Origin of the sequence: Mycobacterium noviomagense (genome assembly GCF_010731635.1) — a bacterium.
In the GTDB taxonomy this organism is placed as follows: domain Bacteria; phylum Actinomycetota; class Actinomycetes; order Mycobacteriales; family Mycobacteriaceae; genus Mycobacterium; species Mycobacterium noviomagense.
The window spans coordinates 1046008-1061884 of record NZ_AP022583.1; the positions used below are offsets into that span (position 1 = coordinate 1046008).

The 15877-nt window shown below is 64.5% G+C and carries 15 protein-coding genes and 1 pseudogene; 8 read left to right on the plus strand and 8 right to left on the minus strand.

Translation table 11 applies throughout. From position 1 onward, the window contains the following. Positions 1–64 precede the first annotated feature (64 nt). The 7 genes and pseudogenes from G6N15_RS04790 to G6N15_RS04820 all read right to left on the minus strand — a co-directional run bounded on the left by G6N15_RS04790 (position 65) and on the right by G6N15_RS04820 (position 7737). Positions 65–1232, minus strand: a pseudogene (locus G6N15_RS04790) (acyl-CoA dehydrogenase family protein). Position 1233: 1 nt separating this feature from the next. Continuing rightward, positions 1234–2379, minus strand: coding sequence for a thiolase family protein (locus tag G6N15_RS04795; protein WP_083087453.1), 1146 nt, complete (start codon positions 2377–2379; stop codon positions 1234–1236). Beyond that, entirely contained in the window at positions 2372–3181 is an 810-nt protein-coding gene (locus G6N15_RS04800) for an enoyl-CoA hydratase/isomerase family protein (RefSeq protein WP_083087454.1), read from the minus strand. Before G6N15_RS04800 ends, G6N15_RS04795 begins: the two co-directional genes overlap by 8 nt. After that, positions 3171–4385, minus strand: a complete 1215-nt coding sequence (locus G6N15_RS04805) for a CaiB/BaiF CoA transferase family protein (protein WP_083087455.1) — start codon at positions 4383–4385, stop codon at positions 3171–3173. The genes G6N15_RS04800 and G6N15_RS04805 overlap by 11 nt, the downstream gene beginning before the upstream one ends. Then, the gene (locus tag G6N15_RS04810) at positions 4385–5143 is read right to left on the minus strand and encodes an SDR family NAD(P)-dependent oxidoreductase (protein ID WP_083087456.1); all 759 of its coding nucleotides are present in this window, start codon (positions 5141–5143) and stop codon (positions 4385–4387) included. The genes G6N15_RS04805 and G6N15_RS04810 overlap by 1 nt, the downstream gene beginning before the upstream one ends. After that, a complete protein-coding gene (locus tag G6N15_RS04815; RefSeq protein WP_083087457.1) occupies positions 5143–6309 on the minus strand; it encodes an acyl-CoA dehydrogenase family protein in 1167 nt (388 codons plus the stop codon). The genes G6N15_RS04810 and G6N15_RS04815 overlap by 1 nt, the downstream gene beginning before the upstream one ends. Before the next feature lie 132 nt (positions 6310–6441). Beyond that, positions 6442–7737, minus strand: a complete 1296-nt coding sequence (locus tag G6N15_RS04820; protein WP_083087458.1) for an amidohydrolase family protein — start codon at positions 7735–7737, stop codon at positions 6442–6444. Positions 7738–7992: 255 nt separating this feature from the next. On the opposite strand from G6N15_RS04820, the gene G6N15_RS04825 reads away from it, so the two are divergent. The 7 genes from G6N15_RS04825 to G6N15_RS04855 are packed head-to-tail and all read left to right on the plus strand — an operon-like array spanning position 7993 to position 13619. Continuing rightward, positions 7993–8523: a carboxymuconolactone decarboxylase family protein gene (locus tag G6N15_RS04825; protein WP_083087459.1), complete on the plus strand. Its 531-nt coding sequence runs from the start codon at positions 7993–7995 to the stop codon at positions 8521–8523. 5 nt (positions 8524–8528) lie between these two features. Further along, complete coding sequence (locus tag G6N15_RS04830; RefSeq protein WP_083087460.1) at positions 8529–9809, plus strand: aromatic ring-hydroxylating oxygenase subunit alpha; 1281 nt, start codon at positions 8529–8531, stop codon at positions 9807–9809. After that, entirely contained in the window at positions 9793–10116 is a 324-nt protein-coding gene (locus G6N15_RS04835; RefSeq protein WP_083087461.1) for a hypothetical protein, read from the plus strand. The genes G6N15_RS04830 and G6N15_RS04835 overlap by 17 nt, the downstream gene beginning before the upstream one ends. Positions 10117–10119: 3 nt before the next feature. Next, entirely contained in the window at positions 10120–11334 is a 1215-nt protein-coding gene (locus G6N15_RS04840) for a metal-dependent hydrolase family protein (protein ID WP_083087462.1), read from the plus strand. Next, complete coding sequence (locus G6N15_RS04845) at positions 11318–11740, plus strand: nuclear transport factor 2 family protein (protein ID WP_083087463.1); 423 nt, start codon at positions 11318–11320, stop codon at positions 11738–11740. The genes G6N15_RS04840 and G6N15_RS04845 overlap by 17 nt, the downstream gene beginning before the upstream one ends. Further along, positions 11737–12834: an acyl-CoA dehydrogenase family protein gene (locus G6N15_RS04850; RefSeq protein ID WP_083087464.1), complete on the plus strand. Its 1098-nt coding sequence runs from the start codon at positions 11737–11739 to the stop codon at positions 12832–12834. Before G6N15_RS04845 ends, G6N15_RS04850 begins: the two co-directional genes overlap by 4 nt. Before the next feature lie 50 nt (positions 12835–12884). Further along, positions 12885–13619: an acyl-CoA dehydrogenase family protein gene (locus tag G6N15_RS04855; RefSeq protein ID WP_083087511.1), complete on the plus strand. Its 735-nt coding sequence runs from the start codon at positions 12885–12887 to the stop codon at positions 13617–13619. Between the two features lie 73 nt (positions 13620–13692). On the opposite strand, the gene G6N15_RS04860 is transcribed toward G6N15_RS04855, so the two are convergent. After that, on the minus strand, positions 13693–14865 hold the full coding sequence (locus G6N15_RS04860; protein WP_083087465.1) for an acyl-CoA dehydrogenase family protein: 1173 nt from the start codon (positions 14863–14865) through the stop codon (positions 13693–13695). A 196-nt stretch (positions 14866–15061) separates the two neighbouring features. Between G6N15_RS04860 and G6N15_RS04865 the strand changes: the two genes are divergently transcribed. Next, positions 15062–15727 carry a TetR/AcrR family transcriptional regulator gene (locus tag G6N15_RS04865; RefSeq protein WP_179961780.1) on the plus strand — a complete coding sequence of 222 codons (666 nt, stop codon included), beginning with the start codon at positions 15062–15064 and terminating at the stop codon, positions 15725–15727. The last annotated feature ends 150 nt before the right edge of the window (positions 15728–15877 follow it).

A 15877-nucleotide genomic window follows, 5' to 3' on the forward strand; every position in this document is an offset into this window, starting at 1 on the left:
AACACACAGTAGGTTGGTTTGGCCAGTGTGACAAGGGTCTCAGCGCAGGAACTTTTCCCCGGAGTCACAACCCCAACGACTTGGCGAGGATTATCTTCATCACCTCACTGGTACCGGCATAGATGCGGGCGACCCGGCGTCCGTGTAGAGCCGGGCGATCGGGTACTCCATCACGTAGCCGTAGCCCTCGAACAGCTGCAGACACCGGTCGACGACGCGTCCTTGCATCTCGGTGCAGAACAACTTCACCTTCGCCGTGTCCGAGCCCGATAGCTCGCCGGCCACCAGCTCCACCACCGCGCGGTCGACCATGGTCTGCGCCGCCTCGATCTCGGCGGCCATAGCAGCCAGCTCGAACTTCGTGTTCTGAAACGAAGCCACCGGCGTCCCAAATGCCTTGCGCTCCTTGACGTAATCGATGGTTGCCGCAACGGCCGCGCGGGCCTGCGCCACCGACCCGACGGCGACCGTCATGCGCTCCTGGGGCAGGTTGTGGCCGAGGTACTCGAACGCGTTTCCCTCTTCGCCGAGCCGGTTGGCAACCGGCACCCGCACGTCGGTGAAGGACAGTTCGGCGGTGTCTTGCACCTTGCAGCCCATCTTGTCCAGGGCCCGGCCCTTGACGAACCCGGGCATGCCGTCTTCGACCACCAGCAGCGTCAATCCGCGGCGACGGTTGTCCGGGTCGGTCGACGTCCGCGCCACCACGATGACGAGATCGGCCAGCAAACCTCCGGTGAACGTCTTGGCGCCGTTGACGACGTACTCGTCGCCCCCTTAACCAGATCTGCGCACCGCGGTGGTACGGATGCCGGCGAGATCCGAGCCGGTGCCGGGCTCGGTCATCGCGATCGCGGTCAGCAGTGTGCCGGCGGCCAGGCCGGGGGAACCAGCGTTGCCGTTGTTCGGCGTTGGCGTAGTGCAGGAAGTACGGCAGGATCACCTCGAGCTGGGTGCGAACGGTTCCCGTCGTGACCAGAGCGCGAGCGGCTTCCTCCTGCAGGACGAAGTTGTAGCGGTAGTCCGGAAGGCCGGAGCCGCCGTACTCCTCGGGGATCGCCATGCCCAGCATTCCGACCGACCCGAGCTTTTCGAAGACCTCGCGCGGCTCAGAACTTTGTACGGCCGGCTTCTCTCCACTCGGAGTAGTGCGGTTCGATCTCTTTCTCGATGAAATCGCGGGCCAGCTGCCGAAACGCCTCGTGGTCTTCGGTGAACAGTTCGCGACGCATGTCAGGCCACAAGCTCCACAAGCGTGGCGTTGGCAGTGCCGCCGCCCTCGCACATGGTTTGCAAGCCGTAGCGAAGCCCGTTGTCACGCATGTGATGAACCATGCGGGTCATCAACACCGCGCCGGACGCGCCGAGCGGGTGGCCCAGCGCGATCGCGCCGCCAAGCGGGTTGAGCCGGTCCGGGTCGGCGCCGGTTTCGGCCAGCCACGCCAGGGGCACCGGAGCGAAGGCTTCGTTGACCTCGAAAACACCGACGTCGGAGAGCGAGACTCCCGCCTTCCGCAGCACCTTCTCGGTGGCCGGGATCGGGCCGGTGAGCATGAGCACAGGATCGGCACCGGTGACTGCGCCGGCGCGGTAGCGCACGATCGGGGTCAACCCGAGCTCGAGCGCCACGGGAGGCGTCGTGACCAACAGCGCGGCTGCCCCATCAGAGATCTGCGACGAGTTGCCGGCATGGATCACGCCGTCGTCGACGAACGCCGGTTTGAGCGTGGCGAGCTTTTCCACCGTGGTGCCCCGTCGCACTCCCTGGTCGGCGGTGACCGGCTGCCCGTCGACCCATACCGGGACGATCTGGGCATCGAACGCGCCGCTGTCCTGCGCGGCGGCAGCCCGCTCGTGCGACAACGCCGAGTACTCGTCGAGCCGGGTGCGTGAAAACCCCCATTTCTTGGCGATCATCTCCGCGGAGATGCCTTGGTTGAAGGAGAAATCGTTATAGCGCTCAAGGACTCTCGGCCCGTACGGCATTCCGGTGGCCCGCGCCGCACCCAGCGGTACCCGGCTCATCACCTCTACCCCGCCGGCAACCACGACGTCCTGCTGTCCCGACATCACCGCCTGCACCGCGAAGTCGAGCGCCTGCTGGCTCGAGCCACATGCCCGGTTGACCGTGGTGCCCGGGATGGTCTCTGGCCACCCGGCGGCCAGCACCGCGTAGCGGCCGATGTTGCTGGACTGGTCGCCGACCTGGGATACGCATCCCCAGATCACGTCGTCGATGATCTGCGGATCAATAGCGGCACGCTCTACCAGTTCCTTGAGAACGACCGCCGACAGGTCGGCGGCGTGCATGCTCGACAGCGCTCCGTTTCGCTTCCCGACGGGTGTGCGCACCGCCTCGACGATCACCGCTTCACGCATCTGTTTGCTCCGATCTGGGCACTGCCCATCGACCTGTGAACGACGGCTCACGTTTCTCGGCGAACGCCGCATAGGCCTCGGCGGCGTCGACGGTCGCGAAATTCGCGATCTGGGCGCGGGCTTCGTTGGCCACCGCGTCGCGCAGCGTCCGATCCGCGCCTTCGTTCAGCAACGCCTTGCTTTGGGCGAGCGCGATCGCCGGGCCGGACGCCAGGCGCTCGCCGAGCTCGGTGACGAACTCGTCGATCTCCTGCTCGGACACCACCCATGTCACCAGGTTCAGGGCTTGTGCCTCCTCCGCGTCGATGATCTCGGCCAGTAGCGTAAGCCGTTTGGCCTGCTGCAGCCCCACCAGCTTCGGCAGCAGCCACGAGCCGCCGAGGTCCAGCGAGAGCCCACGCTTGGAAAATATCTGGGAGAACGTGGATTCCGGGGTCGCCACCACCAGGTCGCAACCCAGCGCGAGGTTCCAACCCGCTCCAACAGCGACTCCGGTCACCTTGGCGATCGTCGGCATAGGAAATTCGTGCAGCGCTAACGCCACATCGGTCAGCCGACGCAGCTTGTGGACCGGGTGGGCGTCGTCGGGGGCGGAGATGTCGGCGCCGGAGCAGAACGCCCCGCCGGCGCCGGTGATCACGAGTGCCCGCACGTGTCGGTCGTCGGCCGCGGCCACCAGCGCGTCCCTCAACGCGATCCACAACTCGGGGTTGATCGCGTTCTTGCGGTGCGGACGGTTCAGCGTCAGCGTCCGCACGCCGTCGCGGTCCTCGGCGAGCAGCACGGGCTCGTCAGCCGGCATAGGCCGGCCCGATGACGCCGTGTTGCCGCAGCGCGCTGATCTCCCCTGCTGTCACGCCGAAATCGGCGAGGACCGAGTCCGTGTGTTGTCCAAGTCCCGGTACAGCACCCATTGACGGCTCGTAACCGGAAATGACCGGAGGCGGCAGCAGCGCGGGAATCGGTCCCGCCGGGGTCTCGATTTGGCGCCAACGGTCTCGGGCGGTCAACTGCGGATGGGTGAGCACCTCGCTGGGCAGGTTGTAGCGCGCGTTGCCGATCCCGGCGGCATCCGCCGTCTTCTGCACATGTTCGAGATCGTGCTGCGCACACCACTGTGCGATCGCCTCATCGAGTATGTCGCGGTGAGCGACGCGGCCGGCGTTGCAGGTGAACCGCTCGTCGTCGGCGAGATCGGGACGCTGCAGGATGTCGCGCGAAAGCCGTTGCCATTCTTGGTCATTCGTGGTTCCCAGCACCACGGTGTGGCCGTCGGCGGTGCGGTAGGCGCCGTAGGGCGCCACCGCCGGTGAGCTCATTCCCAGCGGCTCCTGGTCGACGCCGGAATGCTGGGTGTAGGTGAGCGGGTACCCCATCAGATCGGTCATGGTGTCGAACAGGCTGACACTGACCGCTCTACCCAACGCGTCGTTACCGCAGTCCCGGGAGTAGAGCAGAGCCAGGATCGACAAGGCCGAATACAAGCCGGTGCTGATGTCGGCGACTGGCGGCCCGGGCTTGGCCGGTGCCCCGGGATAACCGGTGACCGCGCAGGCGCCTGATTCCGCTTGTGCCAGCAGGTCATAGGCGCGCTTGTGGGAAAGCGGACCGCCGGAGCCGTAGCCGTCGATTTCGACCACGATCACCCTCGGGTGGCGTACCGCCAGATCGGCCGGAGCGATTCCCAGCCGGGCCGTGGAGCCCGGCGCCAGGTTGGACACCAGCACGTCGGCGCGGTCGAGCAGTCGGTGCAGGATGTCCAGGCCCGCCGGTGCTTTCAGATCGAGGGTGACCGACTCCTTGCCGCGGTTGGCCCAGACGAAATGCGCGCCAAGGCCGTTGACGACGTCATCGTAGTGCCGAGCGAAATCTCCCCCTTTGGGGTTCTCGACTTTGATAACGCGTGCGCCGAAATCCGCGAGCACCCGGGTGCACATCGGGGCCGACACCGCCTGTTCCAGCGCCACCACCGTAATGCCGGCCAGTGGCGCCCGGGCTTGGGCCATCACATCACCATGCCGCCATCCACCGGCAGCACCTGCCCGGTGATGTACGACGCAGCATCAGAAGCGAGAAAGACGAACGCTCCGGCGATCTCCTCCGGCTCGGCCCAGCGCTTGAGCGGTATGCGGTTCATCATGTTGGCCGCGAACTTCTCGTTGGTGCGGATAGTTTCCGTCATCGGCGTGGCGGCCAGCGGCGCCAGCGCGTTGACGAGGATGTTCTTGGTCGCGAACTCACGGGCACACGATTTCGTGATGCCGATGATGCCTGCCTTGGCCGCAGAGTAGTTGACCTGACCGAGGGTTCCGGTGATTCCCGCCGCCGACGTCACGTTGATGACGCGCCCGGTCCCGTCGGTGGGAATGTACGGCAGCGCGGCCTGCGTGCAGTTGAACGTGCCCATCACATGGATGTCGAACAGCAAGCGGAACGATTCCTGGGTGGTCTTTTCGAACATCGCCGGCTGTGTCACACCTGCGTTGTTCACCAGGATGTGCAGCTTGCCATCGGCGAGATCGGCCGCCTGTGCGGCCGCGGCATCGGCCGACTCTCGATCCGAGACATCCAGCGCAGCCGACTCGGCTCGTCCGCCTGACGCTAAAATGCTTTCTGCCACAGCCGCTGCCGCGTCCTTGTCGACATCGGTGACCAGCACCGCCGCGCCTGCGTCGGCCAGGGCCTTCGCGACGGCGGAGCCGATGCCGCCCGCGGCGCCGGTAACCATCGCCGCGCGGCCGGACAAGTCGAAATACCGGCTCATCAATAACTCCTCGGCAGTTTGAGGGTGTGCGACCCCAGGTAGTTCAGGATCATCTCTTGACTGACCGGCGCGATCTTCATCAGTCGGGCCTCACGGAAGTAGCGGGACACGTTGTATTCCTCGGCATAGCCCATGCCGCCGTGGGTTTGCAAGGCGCGGTCCGCAGCGGTGAATCCCGCGTCGGCGCAAAGGTATTTGGCGGTATTGGCTTCCCGGCCGCAAGGCTTGCCGTTGTCGTAGAGCCAGGTGGCCTTACGCAACATCAGTTCGGCCGCATCCAGCCGGGCCAGCGAGTCGGCCAGCGGGAACTGGATGCCCTGGTTCATGCCGATCGGACGGCCGAAGACCTCACGGTCGGTCGCGTACTTGACCGCTTTGTCCAGCGCGACCCGTCCGATGCCGAGTGCTTCAGCGGCGATGAGCATCCGTTCTGGGTTCAACCCGTGAAGGATGTACTGAAATCCTTTGCCCTCCTCGCCGATCCGGTCTTCGACCGGTACTTCGAGGTTGTCGATGAACAACTCGTTGGAAGAGACAGCGTTGCGGCCCATTTTCGGAATCGGCCGGATGTCGACGCGGGCACGGTCGAGGTCGGTCAAGAACAGCGTCATCCCGTCAGTCTTCTTGGTCACCTCGTCGTAGCTCTGGTTGCGGGTGAGCAGCAGGATCTTCTCTGACTCCAGCGCTTTGGAGATCCACACTTTTCGCCCGTTGACAACGTAATGATCACCTTGGCGTTTGGCGAATGTGGTGATTCGGGAAGTGTCCAGTCCTGCACCGGGTTCCGTGACACCGAAGCAGACGTGCAGATCTCCGGTCACGATACGAGGCAGGGTGCGCGCCTTGAGCTCGTCGGAGCCGTGCACCACAACCGGCTGCATGCCGAAAATCGACAGGTGAATCGCGCTGGCAGCGTTCATGCCACCGCCGGACTTGGCGACCTCCTCGGCGAGCAGGGTGGCTTCGGTGATCCCGAGACCGTGGCCGCCGTATTCGACGGGAATCGTCATGCCGAGCCAGCCGCCATCGGCGATCGCGCGGTAGAACTCGGTCGGAAACTCATGCGCCTGATCTTTTTCCATCCAATAGTGGTCGTCGAACTTCTGCGCTAGCTCCGCCACCGACCGTCGGATCAGTTCCTGGTCTTCGGTCAGCTCGAAGTTCATTCCACCGCCGGGCACTCCTGAATCTCCTTTTCACTGCTTGCGCCGAGATTGCCGTGAGGGTCGTGGATTACCGAAAATCACGACCTGAGCGCAATCTCGACGCAGCTCATCCAGGCCCGAGAAGGTCGCGCCTCAGTCCTTGTTGCCGGTCAACGCTTTCGCGTTGGCTGCGAAATCCGCGAACGACGAGCCCGCCCGGTCTTTGTGGTGGGACAGCGCTCGGATCGACACATCGTGCCCCTCGGCGGCCTTGCGCAGCGCGCCGACCGTCGCCTGCTCACGGGAGATGTGGGTGAACGGGTCGAAGGAGTACCAGCGCATTGCGTTCTCGTGGGTGATCTTGTGGATCTCGCTGTCAGGAACGTTGTTCTCCGACAACACATCCCAGAGTTCTTCCGGCGCCCCCGGCCACATCGAGTCGCTGTGCGGGTAGTCGGCCTCCCAGGCGATGTTGTCGATGCCGATCATGTCGCGCAGCTTGACGCCCACCGGGTCGCTGATGAAACAGGTCAGGAAGTGTTCGCGGAAAACCTCGGAGGGCAGCTTGCCGCCGAAGTTCTGATGGGTCCATGTCGAATGCATCTCGAACGTGCGGTCCACTCGCTCGAGGAAGTACGGGATCCAGCCGGTGCCGCCCTCCGACAGCGCGATCTTCAAATCCGGGTATTCCTTGATCGGCCTGGACCACAGCAGATCCGCGGCGGCCTGCACGATGTTCATCGGCTGCAGTGTGATCATCACGTCCATCGGCGCATCGGGTGCCGTGATGGCCAACCTGCCTGATGACCCGATGTGCACGTTCATCACGGTGTTGGTGTCGCACAGCGCCTTCCACAGCGGGTTCCAGTACGGGTCGTGGAAGCTCGGGTAACCCATCGCCGCCGGGTTTTCTGTGAAGGTCAGCGCGTGCACCCCTTTCTTGGAGACGCGCCGCACCTCCTGGGCGCACGCCTCCGCATCCCAGATCACCGGTAGCGCCATTGGGATGAACCGGGCGGGGTAGGCCCCGCACCATTCTTCGATGTGCCAGTCGTTGTAGGCCTGCACCAGCGCCACCGAGAACTCCGGGTCCTCGGTGGCGAACAGCCGCCCGGCGAAACCCGGGAAGGACGGGAAGCAGATTGACGCCAGGATGCCACCGGCGTTCATGTCCTTGACCCGCTCGTCGACGTTGTAACAACCCGGCCGAATCTCGTCCAGCCCGGTTGGCTCGATGCCGTACTCCTCCTTCGGCCGGCCGGCCACCGCGTTGAGCGCCACGTTGGGTATCACCGTGTCGCGGAACTGCCAGGTGTCCGAACCGTCCGGGTTGTGCACCAGCCGGGGCGCGTCGTCGAGGTACTTATTCGGCAGATGGTTCTTGAACATGTCCGGCGGCTCGACCGTGTGATCATCGACGCTGATCAGGATCATGTCGTCTTTGTTCATCGCCGTTCCTTTCGATCGGCCGCGGGTCCGCTGGCCCCAGCTTCCGCCTGCAGTTCTCTACCTCTGAAAACTATCTTCTCGCACTACGAGAATCAACATCTGCCGCCGCCACGGGCGCCCGCAAGGGGCGCTGTTGCACAACTGTGGCCCGCAAACTGGCTGGTTGAAGGCGGGCATTGACCAATTCGTCGAATCGTGCAAGTCTATTAGTTCGAAATGAGAATATGATTCTCGCTATCTGAGAGGGGCGGCTGGATGCGCGTGGAACCGCTGCCGGCGGATCAGTGGGACGAGGCCGTGCAGCGATCGCTCGCCGAGATGCTCCCAGAGGATCGCCGGAATCCGCGCGATGCCGGCAACCTCCTGGCCACGCTGGCGCGCCATCCGGAGTTGGCGCGCGCGTTTCTTCGATTCGGCGGGTATCTGCTGACCAGATCGACGCTGCCGCCGCGGCTGCGAGAGCAGGTCATCCTGCGGGTCGGGCACCGGCGCGGTTGTGCTTACGAGTGGGAACACCATGTCACGCTCGGCAAGCGGGTGGGGCTCTCCGACGCCGACATCGCCGCCGCGCAATCGGGCGAGGCGGTCGACGAATTCGACCGCACCCTGCTGCGCGCCGTCGACGAGCTCGACGAGAAGTCCAACCTGTCGGATGCGACCTGGGCCGCGCTCGGCGAGCGGCTCGACGAGCGGCAGCTAATGGACTTGATCTTTACCATCGGCGGCTACACCGCACTGGCGATGGCGCTGAACACTTTTGGCGTTGAAGTGGAACGAGAGAGGTAACAACCGTGGCGCACTTCCCGAAACCGGCTGCGGGGAGCTGGACAGAGAACTATCCCGAACTTGGCACCGCACCCGTCGATTACACCGATTCGATCGACCCGGACTTCTTCGAAGCCGAGCGCGAGGCGATCTTCAAGCGGACATGGCTCACCGTCGGCCGCGTCGAGCGGCTCCCGCGCACCGGCAGCTACTTCACCAAGGAGTTGCCCTCGGCCGGCCCCGGGATGTCGGTGGTCGTGGTCAAGACCAAGGACGGGTCGATCAAGGCGTTCCACAACGTGTGCCGCCACCGCGGAAACAAGCTGGTATGGAACGACTATCCGCACGAGGAAACCGCGGGTACGTGCCGGCAGTTCACCTGCAAGTACCACGCGTGGCGCTACAACCTTGACGGCGAGCTGACGTTCATCCAGCAAGAGGACGAGTTCTTCGAGGTCGACAAAAGCCAGTACGGACTGGTCCCGGTACGTTGCGAGGTATGGGAGGGGTTCGTCTTCGTCAACCTCGACTCCAACGCGCAACCGCTGCGCGAATACCTCGGCCAATTGGCCAAGGGCATCGAAGGCTACCCGTTCCACGAGATGACCGAGGTCTACACGTACAAGGCCGAAGTCAACAGCAACTGGAAGCTGTTCATCGACGCGTTCGCCGAGTTCTACCACGCCCCGGTGCTGCACCAGGGCCAGTACACCAAAGAAGAAGCCGCCAAGATCATCAAGCACGGCTTCGAGGCGCTGTACTACGAACTGGCCAGCCCGCACGCGATGATCTCCACCTGGGGCGGCCAGGCCCCGCCCCCGGACTTGAACATGGTCAAGCCCATGGACCGGAAGTTGCGCAGCGGGTTGTTCGGTCCCTGGGATAAGCCCGAGGTCATCGAGAAGCTCGAGCAGCTGCCGCCCGGCGTCAATCCGACCGGCGCCCCGCAGTGGGGTATCGATTCATGGCACTTCTTCCCGAACTTCATGCTGCTGATCTGGGAGCCCGGCTGGTACCTGACCTACCACTACTGGCCCACCGCCGTCGACAAGCACATCTTCGAGACCAGTTTGTACTTCGTGCCGCCGCGGAACGCGCGCGAACGGTTGGCCCAGGAGCTGGCCGCGGTGACGTTCAAGGAGTACGCGCTTCAGGATGCCAATACGCTGGAGGCCACCCAGACCATGATCGGCACCAAAGTGGTCCGCGAATTTCCGCTCTGTGACCAAGAGATCCTGCTGCGCCACCTGCACAAGGTGACCGGAGACTACGTTAAGGAGTACCGCAACAATGGCTCTGCCCGCTGAATTCGCCGACCTGGAGCCGTTTTCGGACTGGGATCTGGCCACCGAGCCCGAGCGCTACGCCAAGCGGCTGTCCTCGTCCATGGCCGAAATGCAGGCGTTCTACGACGCTGCGTTCCCACGCCTGGACGACGCCATCGCCTACTGCGACCAGTTTCCGCTCGACGAGCTGCCCGACGATGCCAGGTCTTTGATGCACCTGATGCAGTCGCTGATCATGGTGTCGTTCCCGATCGAGGCGTGGAAGCAACCGAGGGTGCCCGACAGCGGCGCCACCTATCTGGACTGCATCAGGGAACCGGTGATCTGAGAGGTGTTGACGCTCAAGGCCGCTGGGCTGCTCGACGTCGACGCGGGCGAGATCGTCCGGCCCGGCATCCTGCGGGTCGACGGCGACCGGATCGCCGGGGTGGGCGGCAACGTCGACGGTGACGTCATCGACCTCGGCGACCAGATCCTGCTGCCGGGGCTGATGGACATGGAGGTCAACCTCCTGATGGGCGGGCGCGGGGAGCAACCCGGGCTCTCCCAGGTTCAAGACGACCCCCCGACGCGGCTGCTGCGAGCCGTCGGTAATGCCCGCCGCACGCTGCGTGCCGGATTCACCACGGTGCGCAACCTCGGGCTGTTCGTCAAGACCGGCGGTTATCTGCTCGACGTCGCACTGGGCAAAGCGATCGACGCCGGCTGGATCGACGGCCCGCGGGTGGTGCCGGCCGGTCATGCGATCACCCCGACCGGCGGGCACTTGGACCCCACCATGTTTCAGGCTCTCGCGCCGGGCGTACTGCCGCTCACGGTCGAAGAAGGCATCGCCAACGGGATCGACGAAGTGCGCAAAGCGGTGCGCTACCAGATCAAGCACGGCGCCCAGCTGATCAAAGTGTGCGCATCCGGCGGCGTCATGTCGTTGACCGGACCGCCTGGCGCCCAACACTATTCGGACGACGAGCTATGTGCCATCGTCGACGAGGCACATCGGCGCGGCCTGCGCGTCGCCGCGCACACACACGGTGCCGACGCGGTCAAGCACGTGGTGGCCGCGGGTATCGATTGCATCGAGCACGGTTTCCTGGTCGACGACGAGGCGATCGCGTTGATGGTGGAGCGCGGAACGTTTTTGGTGACGACGCGGCGGCTCGCCGACGCGATGGACGTCTCGCACGCGCCGCCCGCGCTGCAAGCCAAGGCCGCCGAGATGTTTCCCCGCGCACGCAAGTCGATCGTGGCCGCCTACGAGGCCGGGGTCAAGATCGCAGTCGGCACGGACGCGCCAGCAATACCCCATGGCCGCAACGCCGACGAGCTGGTGACGCTGGTTGAGCTCGGGCTGCCGACGGTGGCGGTACTGCGCGCAGCGACGGTCACCGCCGCGGAGCTCATCGACGTCACCGACCGCGGCCGGCTGGCCGAGGGCTTACTCGCCGACGTCATCGCGGTGCCGGGAAATCCGTTGGAAGACATCACCGTTACCCGCAACGTGCAGTTCGTCATGAAAGGCGGCAAGGTGTATGCCAACAAGAACTGACGACCTCGTCGAGATCCAGCAGCTGCTTGCCCGGTACGCGGTCACCATCACCCAAGAAGACATCGACGGACTGCTCGAGGTGTTCACACCGGACGGCACCTACAGCGCATTCGGGGAGACCTACCACCTCGACAAGTTCCCGGAGTTGGTCGCGGCCGCGCCGAAAGGATTGTTCCTCACCGGAACAGCGTTGGTCGACCTCGATGGCGACACCGCGAAAGGCACCCAACCACTGTGCTTCATCGAGCACGCCACCCACGACATGCGCATCGGCTACTACCGCGACACCTATGTCCGCACCGCCGACGGCTGGCGACTGAAAACCCGTGCCATGACCTTCATCCGTCGCAGCGGCGCCCACGACTCCGGGCGCCCCCACGCAGTCGGGCGCCCGTCGTCGACATGAACGTCGAGCAGTTCCGGGCGGATCTGCGTGCGTGGCTCGACGACCACGACCTGACACCGGGGCCGGATCATTCGCTCGAAGGCCATATGCGCCAACTCGCCCGCGTACACGGTGCGCTCTATGACGCCGGGTGGATGCGCTACGGCTGGCCGGTCGACGTCGGCGGATTGGGCGGGCGCCCGATACTGCGGGCGATCGTCGGAGAGGAAGTCGTCGGCCGCGGTCTGGCCGAGCCGGGCCCGTACTCGATGGTCGAGGTGCTCGCGCCCACGATGATCGACTACGCGCCAGCGGAACTCGCCGCCGAAATGGTGCCACGTCTTCTGAGCGGTCGCGAGCTTTGGTGTCAGGGCTTTTCCGAACCTGGTTCGGGCAGCGACCTGGCATCGCTGTCCACCCGTGCTAAGCCGCGTGGCAACAAGGGGGAAGACTGGATCGTCAAGGGCCAGAAGGTCTGGACGAGCTTCGCGCAGTACTCGGCCCGGTGCGTGCTTCTGACCCGCACCGCACCGGGCCACGATGGGATCACGGCATTCTTCGTCGACATGGACACGCCCGGTATCACCGTTCGGCCGTTGCGCACCATGCACGACGTCGACGAATTCTGCGAGGTGTATTTCGACGACGTGGTGATCCCGGCTAGCCGCATGCTGGGCAAGCCGGGAGACGGCTGGCGGCTGGCGATGGACCTGTTGCCCTACGAGCGCTCGACATGCTTTTGGCAGCGGATCGCTTACCTGTATTCACGATTCGATCGACTCATCGCCGAAGTGAACGACCCCGACGACTATGACCTCGGATCGGCATATCTGGCGCTGCACATGCTGCGCTGCCGATCACGCGCAACGCTGCATCGGCTGGCCGACGGCGAGCGGCTGGGTCCGGAGACCTCGATCGACAAGGTGCTGTTGGCCACCGCGGAGCAACGGTTATATGACACCGCGCGCGATCTGCTGCCCGGTGTCATCGAGCTCGACGACACCTCGTGGCGGACGGAGTTTTTGTACTCGCGCGCCGCGACCATCTATGGCGGCACCGTCGAGATCCAGCGCAATATTATCGCGCGCCGGCTGTTGGACTTGGGCAAGGAGTGAGTGTGGACACAGAGTCCCTGCAGCTGCTCGAGGATGCGCTACGCAAGACGATGACCGCAGTGTCGGGCCGGCAGCTCGACGAGGCGCTGGCCGAACTCGGCTGGCTCGACATGCTGGCCGAAATGCCGGACACCGCTATCCCCTTGGTATTCCGTCTACTTGGTGAGACCGGTGCCCATGCGCCGGTGATCAACGACGTCGTACTGGGTGCCGCTGGAGGCGAGGGTGGTGGCACCGTGCCGCTGCCGTTCGCGGGCGGTTCGTGGGTGGTCTGGGACCGCACAGACGAGGCGGGCACGACGTTGGGCGGTGACCTTCCGATTCACCGTGTGTCCGTGGGCGACCCGGTGCGACTGGCCGCGGGCCGGCGCGCACTGGGCTGGTGGTTGGTGGGCAGCAGTCGAGCGATGCTTGCACTGGCACGCCGGCATGCCCTCGACCGCATCCAATTCGGCCGGCCCGTCGCATCCTTTCAGGCGATTCGGCACCGGCTGGCCGAGACCTTGGTCGCCGTCGAAGGCGCGGAGGCCACGCTGCAAGCACCCTCCGATGACCTCGGCTGCCTGCTGGCGAAGGCCGCGGCCGGCCAGGCCGCGTTGACCACGGCACGGCACTGCCAGCAGGTGCTCGGCGGAATCGGCTTTACCGCCGAACACGAACTGCACCGGCACGTGAAGCGAGTTTTGGTCCTCGACGCAATGCTGGGCAGCGCAAGGGAGTTGACCCGAGAGGCTGGAGGCTTGTTGCGGGTGAAAGGTTTTGCCCCGCGGCTGGCGCAGCTGTGAACCTTCGGCGAGCAGACACATAAGTCCCCGATTTCGCTGTGGAATAGGAGCTTTTGCGTCTGCTCGCGCCTGATTACCGAGGCAACCCCAGAACTCGTTCGGCGATGATGTTGCGCTGGATCTCCGACGTGCCACCGGCGATGGTGCCGGCGAAACTGCGGAAGTAGCGATCGAACCAGCTTCCGTAGTGGGCGTCGAGGTTCAGCGGCGCGACCGGTCCCGTCACTGCCGGGTGCACGAGACCGTCGGAACCCGTCGCGTTCAGCGCATGCTCGGATGCGCTTTGCACCGCTTCGGATCCGAGCAATTTCAGCACCGACAGCGAGGGCACGTCTTCCTCGCCGCGGTCGGCACGCGCCAGCGCAGCTGACCCGAGCAGCTGCAACGCGTAGGTATCCATGACCAGGGTGGCGTAGTGGTCGCGGTCGAGCACCTGCGACGGGCGGAAATCGACGACGAGTTCTCGCAGCCGGTCGGCATATCCCATCCACAGCATGGTGCGTTCATGTCCCAGCGAACCGGTTGCCACCTGCCACCCTTGGTTCAGCCGGCCCACCAGATTCTCGGCGGGCACTCGCACATCGGTGAAAAAAACCTGGTTGAAATCCACGTCGTTGGCCTCAGATGCCGAGGCGAAGGGCCGGCGCACCACGCCCGGGGTGTCCGTCGGGATCAACAGTGCGCTAATCCCCTTGTGTTTCGACGCATCTGGATCGGTACGCACGAACGTCAACAACACGTCGGCGTCATGCGCACCGGACGTCCATACCTTCTGACCGTTGACCACAAAGTGGTCACCGTCGAGCACCGCTCGGGTCCGCAGCGACGCGAGGTCCGAACCGGCCCCCGGTTCGCTCATGCCCAACGATGCGGTTATCTCGGCCCGGAGAATCGGCACTGCCCAGCGCTGCTTTTGCTCCGGCGTCCCGAACGACAACACCGATGCGGCAATAATGCCTACGCCCTGCGGATTGAAACTGAGGTGGATTCGTCGCCGCGCCAATTCGTCAGCATGCACATACTGCTGCAATATCGACGCATTGCGGCCGCCGAACTCCGGCGGATTACCGGGCAGCAACCATCCGCGGTCGAACAACAGCCGCTGCCAGCGCCGTGCCCACGCCGGGATGTCCGAGCACGAGCGCGGCCGCTGGACGGCTTGTGCTTCGTCGGGCAGATTCTCGTCGAGAAATGCGACGAACTCCGCGCGGAAAGCCTCGACCTCGGCATCAAAGGTCAGTTGCATGGATACTCCTCGCCGGCGGCGTCCCACTATCGGCATTACGCTTCCCCGGACGCAGGCAAGAGAATACTATTCTCACGATAGGAAAGTTACAATCTCAGACACGGCGTCTGTGAGGGGGTCTACAAGACCGATGGCACGGCGTTCTCCTGTACAGTTCAATCATGTTCTCCCCTCGCGGCAATCAACCGAGGCGCCCGTGACCAGCCCCAGCGAGGAGCCGGCCTGGAAGCAGCGCGCGGTCGAGCGCTCCATCAAGACGGCCAAGCTGCGTGCAGCGCAGCGTGTGCAACGGTTCCTCGACGCCGCGCAGGCCATCATTATCGAAAAGGGCAGCACCGACTTCACGGTCCAAGAGGTTGTCGACCGCTCGCGTCAGTCATTGCGGAGCTTCTACCTGCAGTTCGACGGTAAGCATGAGTTGCTGCTTGCCCTGTTCGAGGATGCGCTGAGCCGGTCAGCCGATCAGATCCGGGCGGCCACCGCAGGGTATTCCGATCCGTTGGAGCGATTGAAAGTCGCTGTCCAGCTGCTGTTCGAGGCGTCGCGTCCGGACCCCACCGCAAAGCGGCCGCTGTTCACCGACTTCGCACCTCGTTTGCTGGTTTCCCATCCCGCCGAGGTGAAGGTGGCCCACGCGCCGCTTCTGGCGTTGCTTACCGAACTGATGGAGGAGGCGGCTGCAGCCGGTCAGTTGCGTGCCGAGATCAATCCCAGGCGGATGGCCGCGATGACGATGCAGACGGTCATGTTCATCGCACAGTCCAGCGGCGGCGCCGACGACGCGACGGTTCATCCCATCACCGCCGACGAGGTGTGGGATTTCTGCTCGCGCGGGTTCGTCAGCGACAAGGGCGAGAATTAGATTACCGCCTGCCGGTAACGCATCATCGCCTGCGGGGCATGGCCGGCCGGACTGTTCTTACCAAACCGAATCTGTTCGAATATCGCACGAATTGAGAATTGGATTCTTGAAAATCAAGAGTGCGAAGTAGCATAAATGTATCCGGCGTTG